Below are 17,381 nucleotides of genomic sequence, written 5' to 3' on the forward strand. Positions count from 1 at the left end.
TACCGCAGTCACCAAATACTTTATTATTAACCAACCTATATCGCTCGCCCCAAAAAACCGATTGCCTATCGGTTTTTATTTTGTCACTATAGCATCATTAATGCGAGAGAATAATGATATGCAGTTAGGTGAATTGGAAAAACAGGTGTTGCAGTATCTGTGGAATGCTTCTGAAGCTGACGCGAAACAAGTACATGCCGTGCTTGGGCAGTCTCGTGGGAATTCACTCAATACCATTCAGAGCACCTTAGATCGCTTGTTTAAAAAAGGTTTGTTGAGCCGAACCAAACAGGGGCACGCCTACTGTTACCGAGCAAAAGTAGACAGGGAAGCATTGATTGCAACGCTTATCACCAACGTGACCAGCGATTTTATTGAAGACGGTGAGCATAGCTTGATTGCAGCATTCAGCTCAGCTTCTGCCAATCTGGATGATGCCCAACTTGATAAGCTGGAACAGTTGATAGAACAACAACGCAAGTTGCGCAAAAGGAACTAACGAACATGTTGGTGGGAAATCTGGCAATAACACTGAATTTACTGAGCATTGCTGTGCTGGCATTTGCGATCAGTGTGGCTTTCATTGCGGTTATTTCACCATTCACTCTTCACCAGATATCACAATTCACCTTTGGGATTCGCAAAGTCACCTTGTGGTCATTAGTGACTGCGCCGTGGTGGATCGCAATTAGTTGTGTAGGCTTTTTCTGGCCGAGGCAGCAAGACGTATTCCCCGCAGCTTGGCTAAACGACTTTGCGCACTGGCACCACGTCGATATTTTTAGTTTCACCAGTTGGCATGCTGTTACCTTGTTATCAGCCTCTGCATATTTGCTCTGGTCAGTGACAAGAACCGTTTATATTCGTAGAAAGCAATCATCTGCGATGGCAGATTTGATTGGCTTATCTGATATCAAATTACAGCATATCAACGGTAAGCAGGGGTATTATTCGTTACCGATGCCAATACCGGCAGCCTTTACCACAGGGCTGCTGTCTCCGAAAATCTATGTTACAACTGCGCTTAAAGAACGGGTTAATGAGCAGGAGTTGGATATCATCATCCGCCATGAAATGGCGCATGTTGAAGCGCGTGATCCCATGTACAAAGTTGTCTTTGCAACATTTGCGGCTTTTTTCCCTGCTTCTGCGACGCGAGAACTAATCAAGCAATTTACTTTATTGACCGAGCAGATAGCGGATAGTGCGGTGACCAAGGAATATGACAACTTAGATGTCGCTCAAACCCTGATTAATGTCGCACGCATGCAACGAAGTGTAGACTCCATGCACAACAACATGGGCTGCGATGGCTTGCAAACGAGCTACTTCGGCAATGATCAAACCACGGTGCGTGTGCAATGCCTTATTAGCCCGGTGATGTCTTCGTCCCGACTAGCAATGGGTTTTGCAATCATATTGTTTGCTTCTGCGCCTCTATTAACCGCTTCTACGGTTGATAGTATCCACCACATTATCGAAACCTTTTTCACCCATTAGCTTTTACCCACAAGATAAGGACTGGGAATGAAAGATATTCTTTGTAAACGCAAGATTAAAAAACCGATTGGCTATCGGTTTTCCGTCGTACTTGCCGGAGTTGGTTTACTTTTATCGGCGAAAGCTACATCAGAGGATACTCCTCAGATTATAAGCCTACCTAAGGCTGTAATGATGACCTTAAATTACCACCCAGAATTAAAGGCTTTAGTGTCACAGGAGCAGGTTTGGCAGGGACGTATTCAGCAAGCTGGTGTAGGTGAACGTCCCCAAATTGGACTGATGGTTGAAGATGTGATGGGTACGGGTGAGGTCAGTGGTATTAAGAGTATGGAATCAACTTTGACCTATTCTTGGTTGTTACAACAGGAGCAAATCGATAGTCGGGTAAGTGCCGCAAAAAGCGAAGCTGCGAAACTGACGCTTGAAAAGCAAATTAAAGCACTGGATTTATCTGCATTGGTGGCCAAACATTATATTGATATTTTAGTTAAACAAGAGCGTCTCAAAATCAATCGGATGGCTGAAACTCAGGCAGAAGAAGTGGTAGAAGCTATAGCCAAGCGAGTGAAAGCCGGTAAGAGTTCAAGTTTTGAAGTGCAACTGGCAAAAGCGGAGCTGATACGCAGGGAATTGGCCGTAGAAGACATAGAACATGAACTCAAAGCCAGTCAGTATCAACTGGCCTCTCTGTGGGGTAAACCTGCTGAGAACTATCAACTGAACGGAAATTTGCACACTTTACCGCCTGTTCCACCGTTTGAAAGCCAACTAGCACTGCTCAAGCGAAACCCTCGCTTACAACAGTTCGTTAGTGCCCAGCGTATCGCTCAATCGCAAATGGAACTGGCACGCATCGAAGCTAAACCCCAATGGCAGTTTACCGCAGGGTTACGCCGCTATGAAGCGACAGACGATTTTGGTTTGGTTGCTGGGATTTCCATTCCGTGGGGCGATAGCAACCGCAATGCCGGGACGATCTCCGCATTGCAAGCAGAGCAGGATGTAGTAGCCAGCGAACAAAGTGCGTTGATGCAGTCACTGGATGCACAACTTTATGTACTGCTACAGGAAATAGCGCATTCACAGCACGTGATACAAATCGTACAAACGAACATTATACCCACATTAGAAACTGCCTTATTTGAAGCAGGTAATGCCTTTGATAGAGGTCAACTCAGTTACAACCAATACAGTGGCGTGCGCCGTGAATTACTCAGTGCGCAAACACAGTTGCTTGAAGCGTTTGAAAGCCTGCATTTGCAGCATATTGAAATTCAACGCCTGACCGGTACATCCCTATCTCAGTGAGACAAATTATGAAAAACAATAAAATCTTTTCGTCATTGAGTTTGGCGATGTTAATGAATCTCAGCTTAGGCTTAATCAGCCTACCCGTAACGGCATCATCTGTGCCTGCTGCTGAACAGGCTGAACCAGAAAAAGGCCCGCATCGAGGACGTATGTTGCGTGACGGTGATTTCGCTTTGGAATTGTCAATTTTCGAAACGGGCGTTCCACCTGAATTTCGCGTTTGGCTCACCAAAGAAGGCCAACCTATCGATCCAAAGTCGGTAGAATTAAACGTTAAATTGACCCGCTTGGGTAATGTTGTTGATGACATTAATTTCTATGTTCAAGGTGATTTCCTGCGTGGTGATATGGAAATCTATGAACCCCATTCTTTTGTGGTAACCATCGAAGCCAAACATCAGGGTAAATCCTACCGCTGGCAATACGACAACTTCGAAGGGCGTACCACTATTGAGCAAGCTGTGGCAGAGGCAATGGATATTCAAACGGCTATCGCAGGACCTGCGACCCTGCATCAGACTATCCCTGCCTACGGCACATTGGCACTACCTGTAGGGGCGCAACGTTTTGTTTCGGCTCGTTTTGATGGGGAAATTACCAAATTGCATGTGGGTTTCGGTGAAGAGGTGAAGAAAGGGCAAACGCTGTTAACGGTAGAAAGTAATGAGAGCCTGAAGCCTTATCAAGTTAAAGCGCCGTCGGATGGCGTTATCACAGAGCAGTTTGCTAACGCCGGAGAACAAACTGCCAGCCGAAACTTACTGAGCATAACGGATAGCAGCCAATACATTGCGAAGCTGGCTGTGTATCCAAGGGACTATCAAAAAGTCCGCAAAGGTTCGGTGGTGACCTTGCAGGTTGAAGGTGTGGATAAAAACTACCAAGGCACCATTTCGTTTATCGAACCCAAGGTGCGGGATGATCAGGCTCGCATCGTGTGGGTAAACTTATCTAACGAAAAAGGTGAATTGACCACAGGCAGCTTCGTTCAGGCGCAAATTGAAGTTGCTACCATAGACGTACCACTGGCAGTTAAACGTATTGGTTTACAGGGATTTCGCGATTTTACGGTGGTTTATGCCAAAGTCGGTGAACAGTATGAAGTACGTATGCTGGAGTTAGGGCGTGAAGGCGGAGAATGGGTTGAAGTGCTCGGCGGATTAAATCCGGGCACCGAGTATGTCACCGAGAACAGTTACATCTTAAAAGCCGACATTGAAAAGTCCGGCGCATCTCACGACCACTAGGAGCGTAAATCATGTTGGAGTCGATTTTACGCTTTTCGATAAAGCGAAAGTTTCTCGTGCTGGTGATGGTATTAGCTGTTGCCGGACTAGGGGTATGGAATTTCACTAAGCTGCCGATTGATGCGGTACCAGATATCACTAATGTACAAGTGATGATCAACACCGAAGCAGCGGGTTATACCCCTCTTGAGATAGAGCAACGGGTCACATTTCCATTGGAAACCGCTCTGGCAGGCTTGCCTGGGCTGACCTATACTCGCTCGGTCTCGCGCTATGGGTTATCTCAGGTAGTCGCGATATTCAGTGACGACACGGATGTGTACTTTGCTCGCCAGTTGGTGAATGAACGATTATCCGCCGCCCGTTCCGAGTTGCCGACAGGATTGGAGCCTCAGCTTGGCCCCATTGCTACGGGCTTAGGTGAAATATTCATGTTCACCGTTGATGCCGAACCTGATGCTACCCATGCAGATGGTTCGCCTATCACACCGATGGATTTACGTACCGTTCACGACTGGACTATCAGACCACAGTTAATGCGAGTGCCGGGTGTGGTGGAAGTAAACCCCATAGGTGGATTTGAACGTGAAATTTTGATTGCTTTCAAGCCTGAAAAGCTGCTGGCTTTTGGTTTAACCCAAGCGGATGTAGTCGATGCCATTGCCAGCAACAACCAGAATAAAGGCGCAGGATTTATTGAACAAAACGGTGCGCAGTGGCTGTTGAGAGTTCCCGGACAGGCCGAAGATATTGCAGCAATAGGCCGTATTCCACTGAAATCGACCAAAGGTTCTGCGCTAACCATTAAGGACGTAGCGGATATCAAAAATGGTCAGGGTTTACGTACCGGCGCTGCAACGCAAAATGGCCGCGAAGTGGTTATGAGTACTGTGTTCATGTTGATTGGAGAGAACAGTCGTACCGTGGCTCATGCCGTGGGTGAGAAGCTGAAAGCAATCAACGCCAGCCTGCCTGAAGGCATTGTCGCTACCGCTGTATATGACCGCACTAAGCTAGTGGATAAGACATTACAGACCGTACAAACCAACCTATTGGAAGGTGCGCTTCTGGTCATTGTGGTGATTTTTGTGCTGTTAGGAAACTTTCGAGCGGCCTTTTTAACCGCTCTGGTGATCCCTTTTGCCATGTTAATGACCGTTACCGGAATGGTTCAGGCCCGCGTGAGTGCTAATCTCATGAGCCTTGGCGCACTGGATTTCGGCTTGTTGGTTGATGGAGCGATTATTATTGTTGAGAACTGTTTGCGCAGACTCAGCCAAAGTGGAAATAGACCATTGCTACTTAAAGAGCGCATGGAGTTGGTGTTTGAAGCTACCCGTGAGGTGATCCGCCCGGCATTGTTTGGTGTGTTTATCATCACAGCCGTTTACCTGCCCATTTTTGCGCTGGAAGGTGTAGAAGGCAAAATGTTCCATCCGATGGCTATTACTGTCGTTATAGCTTTATTAAGTGCGATGTTGCTCTCTGTCACCTTTGTTCCCGCCACCATTGCGTTGTTGTTTAAAAAGCCAGTCAAAGAAAAACACAGTCCACTTATTCGTGGAGCCGAGGCCTTATACCGCCCGGCGTTAAGCTTGGTGTTGGAAGGTCGCTGGATAGTTGTATTCGCTGCGTCACTACTGGTGGTGGTATTTGGCTATCAGGTAACCAAACTAGGAAGCGAATTTGCCCCCAATCTTGATGAAGGGGACATTGCTATGCATGCTCTGCGCATTCCGGGTACGTCACTGAGTCAGGCTATTGCACTACAGGAAACGCTGGAAGACAAAATTAAGCAGATGCCGGAAGTAGAGCGGGTGTTTGCCAAAATCGGCACCGCTGATGTGGCTACCGATGCTGTTCCACCTAGTGTGGCGGATAACTTCATTATTTTAAAACCCCGTGAGCAGTGGCCTGATCCTGACAAGACGAAAGAGCAAATCGTCGAAGAACTCGCTGCTCTGGTTGCGTCCATACCCGGCAACCGCTACGAATTTCTGCAACCCATTCAGATGCGCTTTAACGAGTTACTGGCTGGCGTTCGGGCAGAGCTGGCCATTAAGGTATTTGGAGACGACTTCGATACTCTCACAGGTTTAGGCGCTGAAATTGAATCTGCCATTTCTCAGGTAGAAGGCATTGCCGATATTCAGGTTGAACAGACTACCGGCTTACCCATGCTGAATATTGTGCCTGACCATCAAAAACTCATGCAGCACGGGATCAGTATTGGAGATGTGCAATCGCACGTGGCTACCGCTATGGGCGGCGCAGTTGCTGGGAAGTTTTATCAGGGTGATGTGCGCTCAGACATTGTCGTGCGTTTAGGCGAATCACGCAGACAGGATATTGATGCGCTCAATTACCTGCCCATAACGCTGCCAGATGGTCACAGCATTCCGCTACAAGAATTGGTGTCGCTGGAGCTGGTGTCCGGGGCCAACCAGATAAACCGGGAAAATGGCAAACGCCGGGTGGTGGTCACCGCCAATGTGCGAGGACGTGATTTAGGTAGCTTTGTGGCTGACATTCAGCAAGCTGTAGCGGAAAAAGTCGAAACGCCGGCAGGTTACTGGGTTGAATACGGTGGCACTTACCAGAAGCTTCAGTCGGCCTCCAAGCGCCTCAGTATTGTTGTGCCAGTTACCTTGCTAATGATCATCGGTTTGCTGATTCTGGCACTGAACTCGTTTAAAGACGCGATGATCATCTTCACGGGTGTGCCACTGGCATTAACCGGGGGAATTGCTGCGCTACTATTGCGTGATATCCCATTTTCCATCTCGGCTGCGGTAGGTTTTATCGCCTTGTCTGGTATCGCCATTTTAAATGGTTTGGTAATGGTGTCCTTTATCCGTGAATTACGCAAAGATGGCGTGAATCTGAATCAGGCCATCTTTGACGGTGCGCTAACTCGGTTGCGCCCAGTATTAACTACCGCATTAGTGGCATCGCTGGGATTTATCCCTATGGCACTCAATACCGGCATTGGCTCTGAAGTTCAGCGTCCATTGGCTACAGTGGTTATTGGCGGGATCATTTCATCCACCTTGCTCACTCTGTTCGTTATTCCGGCCTTATATCGAATTTTACACAAAGAGAAGGAGTCATTTTTGACTGACGTAGAAGTATTGGAATCGTCTAATGCCAAGTAGTCTTATTAAAATTAGCCTAACTCTGCTGATGGGCGCATTAGCTCTAATTAGCATTGATGTATTCGCACATGGCGTGGATGACGATACCCGCGCATTTCTGGAACAAAACCAAGGTGTACAGTTTATTCCGTTTTTGTACATCGGGGCTAAGCATATGATCACTGGCTATGACCATTTGTTGTTCTTAGTGGGTGTCATCTTCTTCCTGTACCGAAGCAAGGAAGTACTTCTGTACGTGAGTATGTTTACTATTGGTCACAGCGCAACCTTACTGTTCGGTGTGCTGAGCGATATTCAGGTTAACGCCTATTTAATTGATGCCATTATTGGTTTGTCTGTCGTCTATAAAGGCTTTGATAACTTAGGTGGTTTCAAGCGATGTTTTAACTGGCAACCCAATACGCAATGGGCGGTACTGATCTTTGGCTTATTTCACGGTTTTGGATTGGCAACCAAATTACAGGAATTCCATTTACCGGCAGATGGACTCATAACCAATCTGATTGCCTTTAACATCGGTGTTGAACTGGGCCAGTTTGCAGCACTCGTGTTTATTCTGATAGCCATCAACGCTTGGCGAAAGCTGCCTTCATTCCAGCGTTTCTCTACCATGACCAACACGGCGCTCATAAGTGCTGGCGTTATGTTGGTGGGATATCAGCTTACCGGCTACTTCGTTAATTAAACTCATAACAAGAGAATATTATGCAACACACTGTCAGTACAAAAACCTTAGTCAAAGCCAGTATCACCGCAACGGTTGTGGCGGCAATTGCTTTGGTGACTTTTATTCTTCCAGCGGAATACAACATCGACCCAACCGGAATTGGGCATAAACTGGGGCTGACGACCCTTGCACAAGTGGCTGAATCTAAAACTGTTGATTCTGCCGATGAAACTGTTACTGAAGTGTCAGGCAGCAGCGATTTTAAGACTATTGAAGTGCTAGTGCCTGCGGGACGCGGTGTCGAATACAAATTTGCCATGCAGCAATATTCCAAGATGACGTATGAATGGCTGACCGACGGTGAAGCGCTGTATTTCGACTTACATGGTGAACCGGAAGGCGATACCACTGGGTATTTCGAAAGTTATACCATAGCGACCGCCAATGAGATTAAAGGCAGCTTTACAGCTCCTTTTGCAGGTTCACACGGCTGGTATTGGAAAAACAAATCGGACAAGCCTATTGCTGTGCAGCTTTTGGTAAAGGGCGAATACCAAGTCATTGGCCTGAAGCAATAATTCAACTTATTAAAATTGGAGAATGTATGAAAAAAGCACTTACCGCAGCGGTACTCTGCTGCACATTAATCAGTGGTAGTACTCTTGCACATGGCGAACATGGCGTCATCAGCGGCCAGAACGCCATCAGCATTACAGCTAAATATGTGAAGCAAATGACCTTCAAAGATTTTGGTTTTGAGGTGGGCAAGCTAGATGAGTCGTGGAAAGGCTTGCCGTCTGAAAAGTTCAGTATCGTTAGCGTCGAAGAAGAGTTCTATGTGGTAAGTGCTTCTAATTCTGAAGCTGCCAAGCAAATCTTTTTCAAGATAGCCAACAACGGTCAGTTATTGGATGTAAATGCTACGAACGACTTTTAAATACGAAAATGTTGATGGGCACTTAGCGTTAATGCTTAGTGCTCCATTATCATTTTAGTAATAAGAGTTAATTCATACTGCGCCAACTTAACACTGTTAACTCACACATCCCCTAATCACTCGTCATTACCAAAAAATCGCAATAAACCAACCTCTGCCTTAAGTAAATAAGAAACAGCCCGCCTTGGTCGCATTCTGTTCTTGAAAATGCCAGACAAGTTGATAACTAATCCATTTTAGCCTTTCTCTGTTATTTCTTCAGCGTTTGTGGTGCTGCCTTTGGCATCATTTTTTGCGCCTTCCTTTGCGCTCTCCTTGGCCACTACGCCCACAAAATCTGAGGCGCTTACATCGTCAACTTCCAACCCGAGTCGTTGAATATACATATCGCGCTTCTCCATTTGAGTAGGCGATAATTTCCCTTCAAGAAGAAGCTTTGCCGCTTTGTGAGCGACTTCCATCTGCTCATCGCTTAAATCTTCACCCACGTGTATTTGCGACACTATTTTTAACAGGCTAAGCGCAACCTGCTTATCGCTAGGAGATATTGTGAGGGCTTGTCTTAGGTTGTTGTAAGCGGGCAATAACCTATTTTCTTTGTAGTTCACCGCAGCCATATGTTTCAGCTCTTTCGGCGTAAACTGAATTTCGTTGCGCTCAATTGACTCTTGCTTCAAGTATTCGTCAACGACCTGAGAAGAGAAGGTATCACCCTCAATTTGCTTTCTTAACTTGTCTAGAATTTTGACACAATGTTCACGCATACCAAGCTCATGAAATGCCTTCATCTTGTCAAGGCTGTCTTCCATCGATAGACCTTCAATGTCTACAGAGCTTCGCTTCATTACCTGCTCTGCGCCTTTTTTATCGTCTTTAAGACAAAGCACCCGAACTTTAATAACATCAACCTGATCGTTAAGTGCAGATTGAACGCCCTTTTGTTGCGACACAGCATCAATATCGTGCTCGGCCCGCTGAATATACTTAGTAGCCTCGGGACCAGTAAGGCTGGTAGCGAGGTCAATAGTGCTACGAATGACGTTAAGTGAGAGCTGTGGAGAGTCGTGAATAGAGTTCTTGGCAAACTTTGCCATATTCTGCACAGCAGAGAGTTGGCCAACTTTGTCATGATTTAATCTCGCCAAGTCCCACAGGCGTTTATTGCGCTCAATATTCCTGGGTGCCAATCGACTCGCTTCTTTCATCTGTTCGTAAGCAATGTCGAACTGTTCTTTTTCAATAAAATATTGTGCTAGCAAATCGAAGGTTAAAAATCGTGTATCTGCACGCTGAAGTAAATCATCAACAATAAGTTGTGCCTCTTCTAACTCATCCTGTCGTAGCAGAGCGCGTGTTAAACCAATGTGTACCCAGGCGTGATCCATACTTTGCAGCAGCTCGCGAAAATAATTTTCTGCCGTTTCAAAGTCCCGCAGCTGTAACAGGCAATCACCAATTAAGCGTTTAATTCTAGTGTGATATTCAGCCAAGGATGCGTCTTTTAATTGGCGCTCTGCGTAGTACATCGCGGTGGAATAGTCACCTAGCTGCATACAATGCAGCATTTTATGCAACTTGTAACGAATTTGAAGGAGATACTGAAGACGCCCAATAACGGCTGTACGCTGAAGGGGCTTTACCCAGAAATCATCGGGTTGCAGTTCAACTATACAGTTTACCAGTTCGGAGGACGTCTCAGCGCTTAAAAAGATAACTGTTGTCGTGTCGTTGATATAGTTGAGGTGTTTTAATTCTTCAAAAAGATGAAAGCCGTCTTTGTCGTGACTAACGTTAAAAGCAAGTAAAACAAAGTCAAACTGTCTTTTTTCACAAAGGCGTTTAGCATGAAACGCATTAAATGCGCTACTGACGTGCTTAATTCCCACGTCATGCAGCGCAGACGCTACTACGTCGTGTACCAATCCTTGGTTGTCGATAACCAATACATGAAGTTCTTCTCTTGGTACGGGGGCAGGAATTTTTTCCAACATTTAGCAATCACTTCTCACGTCTTTTCCTTAAGCAACACAGTATTGAGCATGAACTTACGGTTTAGAGCACGGTTTAAAGCACAACGTAAAACACCTTAAATATCGACTCTGTGGGCTAGCATGCATAATATTGCATATGTATAAGTGATGTCGATACCAGATTACGGCAGAAGAATGCATCAAAATTGAATGCAGCAGCTAGAAAATAGGTTGCTGATAGCGCAATACTCGTAGCAGCAGACATCACCTCAACGAATATTAGCACTTACACCACACAAAACGCTAGCAAGGCTTATATCGGCGGGTCTATTTGTGCATTTATGCTACCGTTAACTCTAAACCAACCCGCCACTGAATGACGCTCGCGGTTTGACGTTAGCACTTCGTGGGGAAACTCCTCACTTAAAAACACAACAAATGTGCCTCGTGTGGGCTCAATTTTTAACCCTTTTGTATCCTCATTATTTTGATACAACACCAGTTCACCGCCGTCGCCTTCTTTCCAGTCCTCGTTCAGGTAGGCTACTAGCGACAATACTCTGTTGGTTTGGTTTTTTAAAACTCGCTGTTCTTTAAAAGCGTCTAGATGGCGCTTATAAAATGCCCCCACGTCATAACAAGCAAAATGACTTTCAAACGAGAAAAGCCCCATAAATAAACTTCTATTGATATACGTTTTTAATGCATCACACCATGACAGCCAAATTTGCCCTTCTACTGTGCTACCTGTAATCCAGCTAATTTCATCACTGCGTATATCGTCTTTCTGCTGAAATTGAGTAGCCCGCCCTATTCCTGCTTTTTGGTATTCGCTATCTTTCATCGAGCGCTGACAAGTTAATAATGCGTCTACTACTGCAACTGGTAGTCTATTGGGCTTAATACTAAAGCCCTGTTTGACGAGGTCGTTAACAACAGATTCAAAAATGGCGTCATCTAGGGTGATAAGAGGTGACGCTTCATTAACAGGTGTAATGTTCATAATGTTAGCGGCTAAAAATAAAATGGGTTTATAAGGGCTTTTTACTGGGTAGGCAACTAATAATGCGTCATGTGGGTACGCTATATTTTTGTTGTGAAAATAAAATTTTTCATGGACAAACTAAAAGCACAATTTTTGCTTATTTCTATTTAAATGTATGATTGAATACGCTAAGGAAGACCCTTAATGAGATGTTACGCAAAAGAGAGTAGTTAATGAGTCAAGATCAAACGCAAATAGAAGAGACCGAACACCATCTCGACCTACGAAATTTAAGGTTGGACGATTATAGTGACGTTAAAGACCTTATGGATAAAGTTTACGCTAACGTAGGTGGTGCTTGGCCTTATTCTAATTACAAAGCACAGGTAACTACCTTTCCTGACGGCCAGATTTGTATTGAAGATAAGGGTAAGGTAGTCGCTTTCGCGATATCTGTCATCGTTGATTACGACCAGTTTGGCGATAAGCATAGCTACGATGAAATAACAGGCGACGCCTATCTTACTACCCACGATCCAAACGGCGATGTACTTTACGGCGTAGAAGTTATTGTATGTCCTGAGTACAGGGGTTTACGTCTCGGTAGACGTTTATACGAAGCACGAAAAGAACTGTGCCGCAATCTAAACTTAAAGTCGATTATGGCCGGTGGTCGTATTCCCAACTATCGTAACTATGCACATGAATTAACGCCCTATGAGTATATCGAGCAGGTAAAACTGAAAGATATTTACGATCCTATTTTAACTTTCCAGCTATCTAACGGCTTTGAAGTTAAGCAAGTAATGACCGCTTATCTACCTGAAGACGAAGCCTCTCAGGGTTATGCCACCTTGCTTCAGTGGCACAACATATACTATGAGCCAAATACGCCATCATTAATCGCAAGCAGAAAGTCGAGTGCTCGAATTGGCTGCATACAGTGGCAGATGCGCTACTTCAATAACGTGGAAGAATTACTTCAACAAGTAGAATACTTTGTCGATGCGCTTTCTGATTACTCCTGTGATGTGGCGCTTTTCCCAGAATTTTTCAATGCACCGCTAATGGGTTTATGCCCTACAGAGTCATCTATTGATGCAATATGGCATCTTGCTACCTATACCGATGAGATCCTGACTTCTGTGTCACATTTAGCCGTATCTTACAACATCACGATTATTGCAGGTTCCATGCCCGTGGTGGAAGATGACTTACTGTACAACGTAAGCTACATCTGTAAGCGTGATGGCACCATTGAAAGCCAGTACAAACTGCACCCCACCCCTCATGAGAAAGAAGACTGGATCATGAAGGGTGGAAACAGCCTAAAAACATTTGATACCGACTTTGGTAAGATTGGCGTATTAATTTGTTACGACGTTGAGTTTCCAGAGTTGGCGCGCATTCTTGCGGACCAAGAAATGCAAATCTTATTCGTGCCATTTTGGACAGACACAAAGAACGGCTACCTTCGAGTGAGACGCTGTGCCCAGGCAAGGGCAATCGAAAACGAGTGTTACGTGGCTATTGCAGGCAGCGTAGGTAATTTACCGAAAGTAGATAATGTTGACATTCAGTACGGCCAAACTGCCGTCTTCTCTCCTAGTGACTTCGCGTTTCCTCACGATGCCATTGTGTCTGAGACAACACCTAACACGGAAATGACCCTCATTGTCGACCTAGATTTAGACAAGCTCACCAAGCTGCAAAACGAAGGCTCAGTGAGAAATTATCTAGATAGACGCAGAGATCTTTACCGCGTTGAATGGATGGGCGATACCTAGTCTCACACTACAGTTCTCGTAGGGCGAGCAAGGGATTGCTCGCCAGTCTTAGATTTCCTTTTCTTATAAAGCTGTTAACCCCATAAGCCATGGCAATTTTTTTAAATTAGCGATAACATGCCAACAACGTGTTGACCTATACGGCACCCCAGTTTATTGGGTTAGGTAGTTTATTGGGTTAGGTTTGGCATAGGTGCCAAAAAACAATCAGTATGAGAATGTAATTAAATTATGTCTAACAACTCTAAGAATGATGAATTTCCAACTATCCGGTTAGATGATGAGGACCGTCGCGATTATCAAACTAAGCGACAACCTTCTTCTGGTCCAACATCAGCACCAACCTCTTCTTCCGCTCCTTCATCGAATTCTGGCGGCAACGGACTGTGGATAACCCTGATTGCACTTATTGCGCTAGCAGCATGTGGCGGTTGCTATTACTTGTTCACCTTATTAGAACAACAAAAAAATATAGCCGAAAGAGCAGAACAACGAATTATGTCTCTTGAGAATAAGCTATCTGCTACGGGCGAAGAAATGGGCGAATCTACCGTTGCGCTTCAAGTTAAAGTGAATGAGTTAAATGATAAAACCAGTGAACTTTGGGAGCAGATGGATAAGCTTTGGGCTTCTGCGTGGCGTCGTAATCAAAAAGAAATTGCAGATTTAGGCGAACGTGTTGGAAAAGTGCAATCCAGTGTTAACAAAGATATCAACGCGGTATCTGAAGACGTTGACGCACAGTCTGCCACATTAGGCTCGTTAAAAAACCAGTTAGCCTCGGTGGCCGACGAGCTACTTGCAGTTAATGTTCGGTTAGAACAGACATCAGAAGAAAAGGCTAGCGCCCAACAGCAGGTAAAAAACTTAGCGGATACACTGTCTGTGCTTGAAAAGCGCAACGCTTCCCTGTCTGGCAGAATTAATAATCTTGAAGACGAAATTAGAGAGATTGCAACTAAAGTGGTCTCTGGTGGTAGCGCTAATACCACAAGCTCTACACCAAATGTGGGTTCAAGCTCAGCAGCAGCTCCTAACGCAGGCTAATATAAAAGCAAAGGAAAGTTAGTTAAATGAGCGAGCAGACGCTTAAACGCTTAAATAAATTTATTAGCGATACCGGGCTCTGCTCTCGTCGAGAAGCAGACAAACTGATTGAGCAAAATCGGGTCACTATTAACGGTAAAGTGCCTGAACTGGGCACCAAAGTTGCCCCTAACGACACCGTTGAAGTTGATGGAACACGTATTGGCGCTGTGGCAAAAGACAAGTCTGATCGGGTCTACATTGTTTACAACAAACCCATAGGTATTACGTGTACCACCGAACGTCATGTTAGAGGAAACATCATTGATGCCATTGGTCACAAAGAGCGTATTTTCCCTGTTGGTCGCCTAGATAAACCATCAGAAGGGCTTATTATCTTAACCAGCGACGGTGATATTGTGAATAAAATATTGCGCGCTGAAAATGCCCATGATAAAGAGTACGAAGTTACTGTAGACCAGCCTGTTAGCGATAAATTCTTAAACAAAATGGCCCGTGGTGTGCCTATTCTAGGTACTGTCACAAAACCATGTACCGTAAAGCAAACCGGTAGAAATAAATTCACAATTATCTTAACTCAGGGCTTAAATAGACAAATTCGCAGAATGTGTGAATTTTTGGGTTATGAAGTAACAAAGTTAAAGCGCACAAGAATTATGCACTTAGCGTTGAGTAACCTTCGCCCTGGGCAATGGCGAGAACTTACAGCTCGCGAACTAACAACGCTAAATAATGCGGTAAAACACTCAACAAAAACATCGTAAGAGAAATAAAGCCTTGGTACCAGATGATTTCGAGTGAGTTCGAGGCGTGACCTCGCTCTTCTTTCGTTCATTTTCCGGCCGAGTGCATTTTGCGACTAAGTGCACTCTACCCCTGTATTAAACGTCGGCAAATTCAAGGCACAAAAAAAGCGTCCAGAGGACGCTTTTTTCGTTTAACCCAAGTCTTATCGACGAAGGCCTAGACGCTTGATTAGGTCAAGGTAACGCTGAGCGTTCTTGCCTTTAAGGTAGTCTAGAAGCTTACGACGCTGGCTAACCATACGAAGAAGACCACGACGTGAGTGGTGATCTTTCTTATGATCAGCAAAGTGACCTTGAAGCTTGTTGATGTTGTGAGTAAGCAAAGCTACTTGAACTTCTGGTGAACCAGTGTCGCCTTCTTTAACGCCGTACTCAGCAATGATTTTTGCAGTTTGTTCTTTAGTTAGTGACATAACATTCTCCTAAATTATGTCCCGCCGATCACTAATTCAGCAGAACGGAATGAAGCGCGTATTATAATGACGTTTGCTCAGTTAGCAAGGGTCGAACGCAGTAATTTGGCCAATTTACGAATAAACCACGCGTCGCTTGGGATTAACAAAGATTTCGTTCTTTGGCTGCCCCTGATCTCTTGGGTCTTTTACCCCCTCACCTACGCCTAAAAACAAACAGTCGTCTGCCTGCTGATGATAAACGCGATAGGAAACTCCAGCGATAAGCTCTGCTTCACATACCCCTTTAACGCTTTGTCCATGGTCGAAGCGACTGCGCTCTTCATCATTAATCACGACGCGAGGCAAGCGGCTTACAGCCGTATCCATAGGTATGAGAAAAGCGTCTAGCGCTGCAAAATCGCCCTCAGCAAGTGATTCTTGCGTGCTGATAAGGGTATCTAGTGACACCATTTTATCCGTCGGATAATCTGCAACCTCGGTGCGATGCAGACGTGTTACATACGCGCCGCAACCCAAGTTTTGACCTAAGTCGTCAACAATAGAACGTATGTAGGTTCCTTTGCTGCACTTTATCCGCATATCCACGTAAGGCAATTCGATGCGTAAAACCTCTAGCTCATAAACTTCTATGTCGCGGGGTTCTCGCTCTATTTCTATACCCTGACGGGCGTAGTGATAAAGCGGTTTTCCTTGATGCTTAAGCGCTGAAAACATGGAAGGAATTTGCTTACTTTTCCCTAAAAAGGCGAGGCAAGCTTCGTTTACCTGCGCATCAGTAACGTCAACGGGCTTTTCTTCTACTACCTCACCATCGGCATCTGAAGTGGTGGTGCGAACACCAAGCTTAGCAGTGACTTCATAGGTTTTTTCGGCGTCGAGTAGGAACTGAGAAAACTTAGTTGCTTCGCCTAGACACAATGGCAACATACCGCTAGCTAGAGGGTCTAGTGCCCCGGTGTGCCCTGCTTTCACCGCTTTATACAGCCATCTAACCTTTTGAAGCAGCTGGTTAGATGACCCGCCCAGCGGCTTATCAAGTAATACTATGCCGTTAATATCACGGCCTTTACGTCGTCTTGCCATTTACTCCGACTCTTGTTCGTCATCAAGGTCGCGCTTTGACTCATCGGTAGCAATGGTCTGTGAGACCAAATTTGAAATGCGCATACCTTCGATAATCGACTTATCTTCAAAGAAGTGAAGATCAGGCACAGAACGCATGCGTAAGCGCTTAGCTAAAATGCTGCGAATGAAGCCTTTTAATTCTTTAAGTTGCTTAACCTGTGCTTTACCTTCTTCTTCAGTGCTGTTGTAAATAGTGACGTAGATTTTTGCATGAGCTAAATCTCGTGACACCTCAACTTCAGACACCGTAATAAGCGGCATGTCGCCTACTCTGTGTTTGTATTCGTTTTGAAGGATACTCGCTACTTCTTTATGAACTTGCTGAGCAACCCTATCGGTACGTGAAAATTCACGAGCCATTGTAAACTCCTTAACCTAATTATAAATAGCGTATAGACAAAAGCGGGAGCACTCGGCCCCCGCTT

16 protein-coding genes are annotated in these 17,381 nt (G+C 45.2%); 11 read left to right on the top strand and 5 right to left on the bottom strand.

What is annotated here, in order from left to right; translation table 11 throughout:
* The first annotated feature begins 118 nt into the window (after positions 1 to 118).
* The 8 genes from CW735_RS10645 to CW735_RS10680 are packed head-to-tail and all read left to right on the top strand — an operon-like array spanning position 119 to position 8,820.
* The gene (locus tag CW735_RS10645) at positions 119 to 499 is read left to right on the top strand and encodes a BlaI/MecI/CopY family transcriptional regulator (RefSeq protein WP_071981273.1); all 381 of its coding nucleotides are present in this window, start codon (positions 119 to 121) and stop codon (positions 497 to 499) included.
* Between the two features lie 5 nt (positions 500 to 504).
* A complete protein-coding gene (locus tag CW735_RS10650) occupies positions 505 to 1,500 on the top strand; it encodes a M56 family metallopeptidase (protein ID WP_071979808.1) in 996 nt (331 codons plus the stop codon).
* Between the two features lie 27 nt (positions 1,501 to 1,527).
* Positions 1,528 to 2,811, top strand: a complete 1,284-nt coding sequence (locus tag CW735_RS10655) for a TolC family protein (RefSeq protein ID WP_071979809.1) — start codon at positions 1,528 to 1,530, stop codon at positions 2,809 to 2,811.
* Positions 2,812 to 2,819: 8 nt separating this feature from the next.
* On the top strand, positions 2,820 to 4,061 hold the full coding sequence (locus tag CW735_RS10660; RefSeq protein WP_071979810.1) for an efflux RND transporter periplasmic adaptor subunit: 1,242 nt from the start codon (positions 2,820 to 2,822) through the stop codon (positions 4,059 to 4,061).
* A gap of 11 nt (positions 4,062 to 4,072) precedes the next feature.
* On the top strand, positions 4,073 to 7,216 hold the full coding sequence (locus CW735_RS10665) for an efflux RND transporter permease subunit (RefSeq protein ID WP_100972053.1): 3,144 nt from the start codon (positions 4,073 to 4,075) through the stop codon (positions 7,214 to 7,216).
* Positions 7,206 to 7,901, top strand: coding sequence for a HupE/UreJ family protein (locus CW735_RS10670; RefSeq protein WP_071979812.1), 696 nt, complete (start codon positions 7,206 to 7,208; stop codon positions 7,899 to 7,901). The genes CW735_RS10665 and CW735_RS10670 overlap by 11 nt, the downstream gene beginning before the upstream one ends.
* Positions 7,902 to 7,921: 20 nt before the next feature.
* Positions 7,922 to 8,461: a hypothetical protein gene (locus tag CW735_RS10675; protein WP_071979813.1), complete on the top strand. Its 540-nt coding sequence runs from the start codon at positions 7,922 to 7,924 to the stop codon at positions 8,459 to 8,461.
* 26 nt (positions 8,462 to 8,487) lie between these two features.
* A complete protein-coding gene (locus CW735_RS10680) occupies positions 8,488 to 8,820 on the top strand; it encodes a DUF6488 family protein (protein WP_071979814.1) in 333 nt (110 codons plus the stop codon).
* Between the two features lie 236 nt (positions 8,821 to 9,056).
* On the opposite strand, the gene CW735_RS10685 is transcribed toward CW735_RS10680, so the two are convergent.
* The gene (locus CW735_RS10685; protein WP_100972055.1) at positions 9,057 to 10,811 is read right to left on the bottom strand and encodes a response regulator; all 1,755 of its coding nucleotides are present in this window, start codon (positions 10,809 to 10,811) and stop codon (positions 9,057 to 9,059) included.
* Between the two features lie 292 nt (positions 10,812 to 11,103).
* On the bottom strand, positions 11,104 to 11,793 hold the full coding sequence (locus tag CW735_RS10690) for a 2OG-Fe(II) oxygenase (RefSeq protein ID WP_100972057.1): 690 nt from the start codon (positions 11,791 to 11,793) through the stop codon (positions 11,104 to 11,106).
* A gap of 215 nt (positions 11,794 to 12,008) precedes the next feature.
* Here CW735_RS10690 and CW735_RS10695 point away from each other — a divergent pair, with 215 nt between their 5' ends.
* From CW735_RS10695 to rluF, 3 genes are all read left to right on the top strand, one after another.
* Positions 12,009 to 13,562: a bifunctional GNAT family N-acetyltransferase/carbon-nitrogen hydrolase family protein gene (locus CW735_RS10695; RefSeq protein WP_071979816.1), complete on the top strand. Its 1,554-nt coding sequence runs from the start codon at positions 12,009 to 12,011 to the stop codon at positions 13,560 to 13,562.
* Between the two features lie 231 nt (positions 13,563 to 13,793).
* Positions 13,794 to 14,609 (top strand): hypothetical protein, encoded by an 816-nt coding sequence (locus CW735_RS10700; protein ID WP_100972059.1) that lies wholly within the window; start codon positions 13,794 to 13,796, stop codon positions 14,607 to 14,609.
* A 26-nt stretch (positions 14,610 to 14,635) separates the two neighbouring features.
* Positions 14,636 to 15,373, top strand: a complete 738-nt coding sequence (gene rluF / locus CW735_RS10705; protein WP_100972061.1) for a 23S rRNA pseudouridine(2604) synthase RluF — start codon at positions 14,636 to 14,638, stop codon at positions 15,371 to 15,373.
* 185 nt (positions 15,374 to 15,558) lie between these two features.
* Here the strand turns inward: rluF and rpsO are convergent, their stop codons facing one another.
* The 3 genes from rpsO to rbfA all read right to left on the bottom strand — a co-directional run bounded on the left by rpsO (position 15,559) and on the right by rbfA (position 17,316).
* Positions 15,559 to 15,828: a 30S ribosomal protein S15 gene (gene rpsO, locus CW735_RS10710; RefSeq protein WP_032096567.1), complete on the bottom strand. Its 270-nt coding sequence runs from the start codon at positions 15,826 to 15,828 to the stop codon at positions 15,559 to 15,561.
* A gap of 114 nt (positions 15,829 to 15,942) precedes the next feature.
* A complete protein-coding gene (truB, locus tag CW735_RS10715; protein WP_100972063.1) occupies positions 15,943 to 16,914 on the bottom strand; it encodes a tRNA pseudouridine(55) synthase TruB in 972 nt (323 codons plus the stop codon).
* Positions 16,915 to 17,316, bottom strand: a complete 402-nt coding sequence (gene rbfA / locus CW735_RS10720; RefSeq protein ID WP_071979820.1) for a 30S ribosome-binding factor RbfA — start codon at positions 17,314 to 17,316, stop codon at positions 16,915 to 16,917.
* Positions 17,317 to 17,381: the final 65 nt, after the last annotated feature.

Origin of the sequence: Alteromonas sp. MB-3u-76 (genome assembly GCF_002831605.1) — a bacterium.
In the GTDB taxonomy this organism is placed as follows: Bacteria; Pseudomonadota; Gammaproteobacteria; order Enterobacterales; family Alteromonadaceae; genus Alteromonas; species Alteromonas hispanica.

Bases quoted from the DNA above. Each gene is read 5' to 3' on its own strand.
- CW735_RS10660 (WP_071979810.1), top strand. From the start codon at position 2,820: ATGAAAAACAATAAAATCTTTTCGTCATTGAGTTTGGCGATGTTAATG.
- rbfA (WP_071979820.1), bottom strand. From the start codon at position 17,316: ATGGCTCGTGAATTTTCACGTACCGATAGGGTTGCTCAGCAAGTTCAT.
- CW735_RS10685 (WP_100972055.1), bottom strand. From the start codon at position 10,811: ATGTTGGAAAAAATTCCTGCCCCCGTACCAAGAGAAGAACTTCATGTA.
- CW735_RS10650 (WP_071979808.1), top strand. From the start codon at position 505: ATGTTGGTGGGAAATCTGGCAATAACACTGAATTTACTGAGCATTGCT.
- truB (WP_100972063.1), bottom strand. From the start codon at position 16,914: ATGGCAAGACGACGTAAAGGCCGTGATATTAACGGCATAGTATTACTT.
- CW735_RS10655 (WP_071979809.1), top strand. From the start codon at position 1,528: ATGAAAGATATTCTTTGTAAACGCAAGATTAAAAAACCGATTGGCTAT.
- rluF (WP_100972061.1), top strand. From the start codon at position 14,636: ATGAGCGAGCAGACGCTTAAACGCTTAAATAAATTTATTAGCGATACC.
- CW735_RS10700 (WP_100972059.1), top strand. From the start codon at position 13,794: ATGTCTAACAACTCTAAGAATGATGAATTTCCAACTATCCGGTTAGAT.
- CW735_RS10645 (WP_071981273.1), top strand. From the start codon at position 119: ATGCAGTTAGGTGAATTGGAAAAACAGGTGTTGCAGTATCTGTGGAAT.
- CW735_RS10670 (WP_071979812.1), top strand. From the start codon at position 7,206: ATGCCAAGTAGTCTTATTAAAATTAGCCTAACTCTGCTGATGGGCGCA.
- CW735_RS10675 (WP_071979813.1), top strand. From the start codon at position 7,922: ATGCAACACACTGTCAGTACAAAAACCTTAGTCAAAGCCAGTATCACC.
- CW735_RS10690 (WP_100972057.1), bottom strand. From the start codon at position 11,793: ATGAACATTACACCTGTTAATGAAGCGTCACCTCTTATCACCCTAGAT.
- CW735_RS10665 (WP_100972053.1), top strand. From the start codon at position 4,073: ATGTTGGAGTCGATTTTACGCTTTTCGATAAAGCGAAAGTTTCTCGTG.
- CW735_RS10680 (WP_071979814.1), top strand. From the start codon at position 8,488: ATGAAAAAAGCACTTACCGCAGCGGTACTCTGCTGCACATTAATCAGT.
- rpsO (WP_032096567.1), bottom strand. From the start codon at position 15,828: ATGTCACTAACTAAAGAACAAACTGCAAAAATCATTGCTGAGTACGGC.
- CW735_RS10695 (WP_071979816.1), top strand. From the start codon at position 12,009: ATGAGTCAAGATCAAACGCAAATAGAAGAGACCGAACACCATCTCGAC.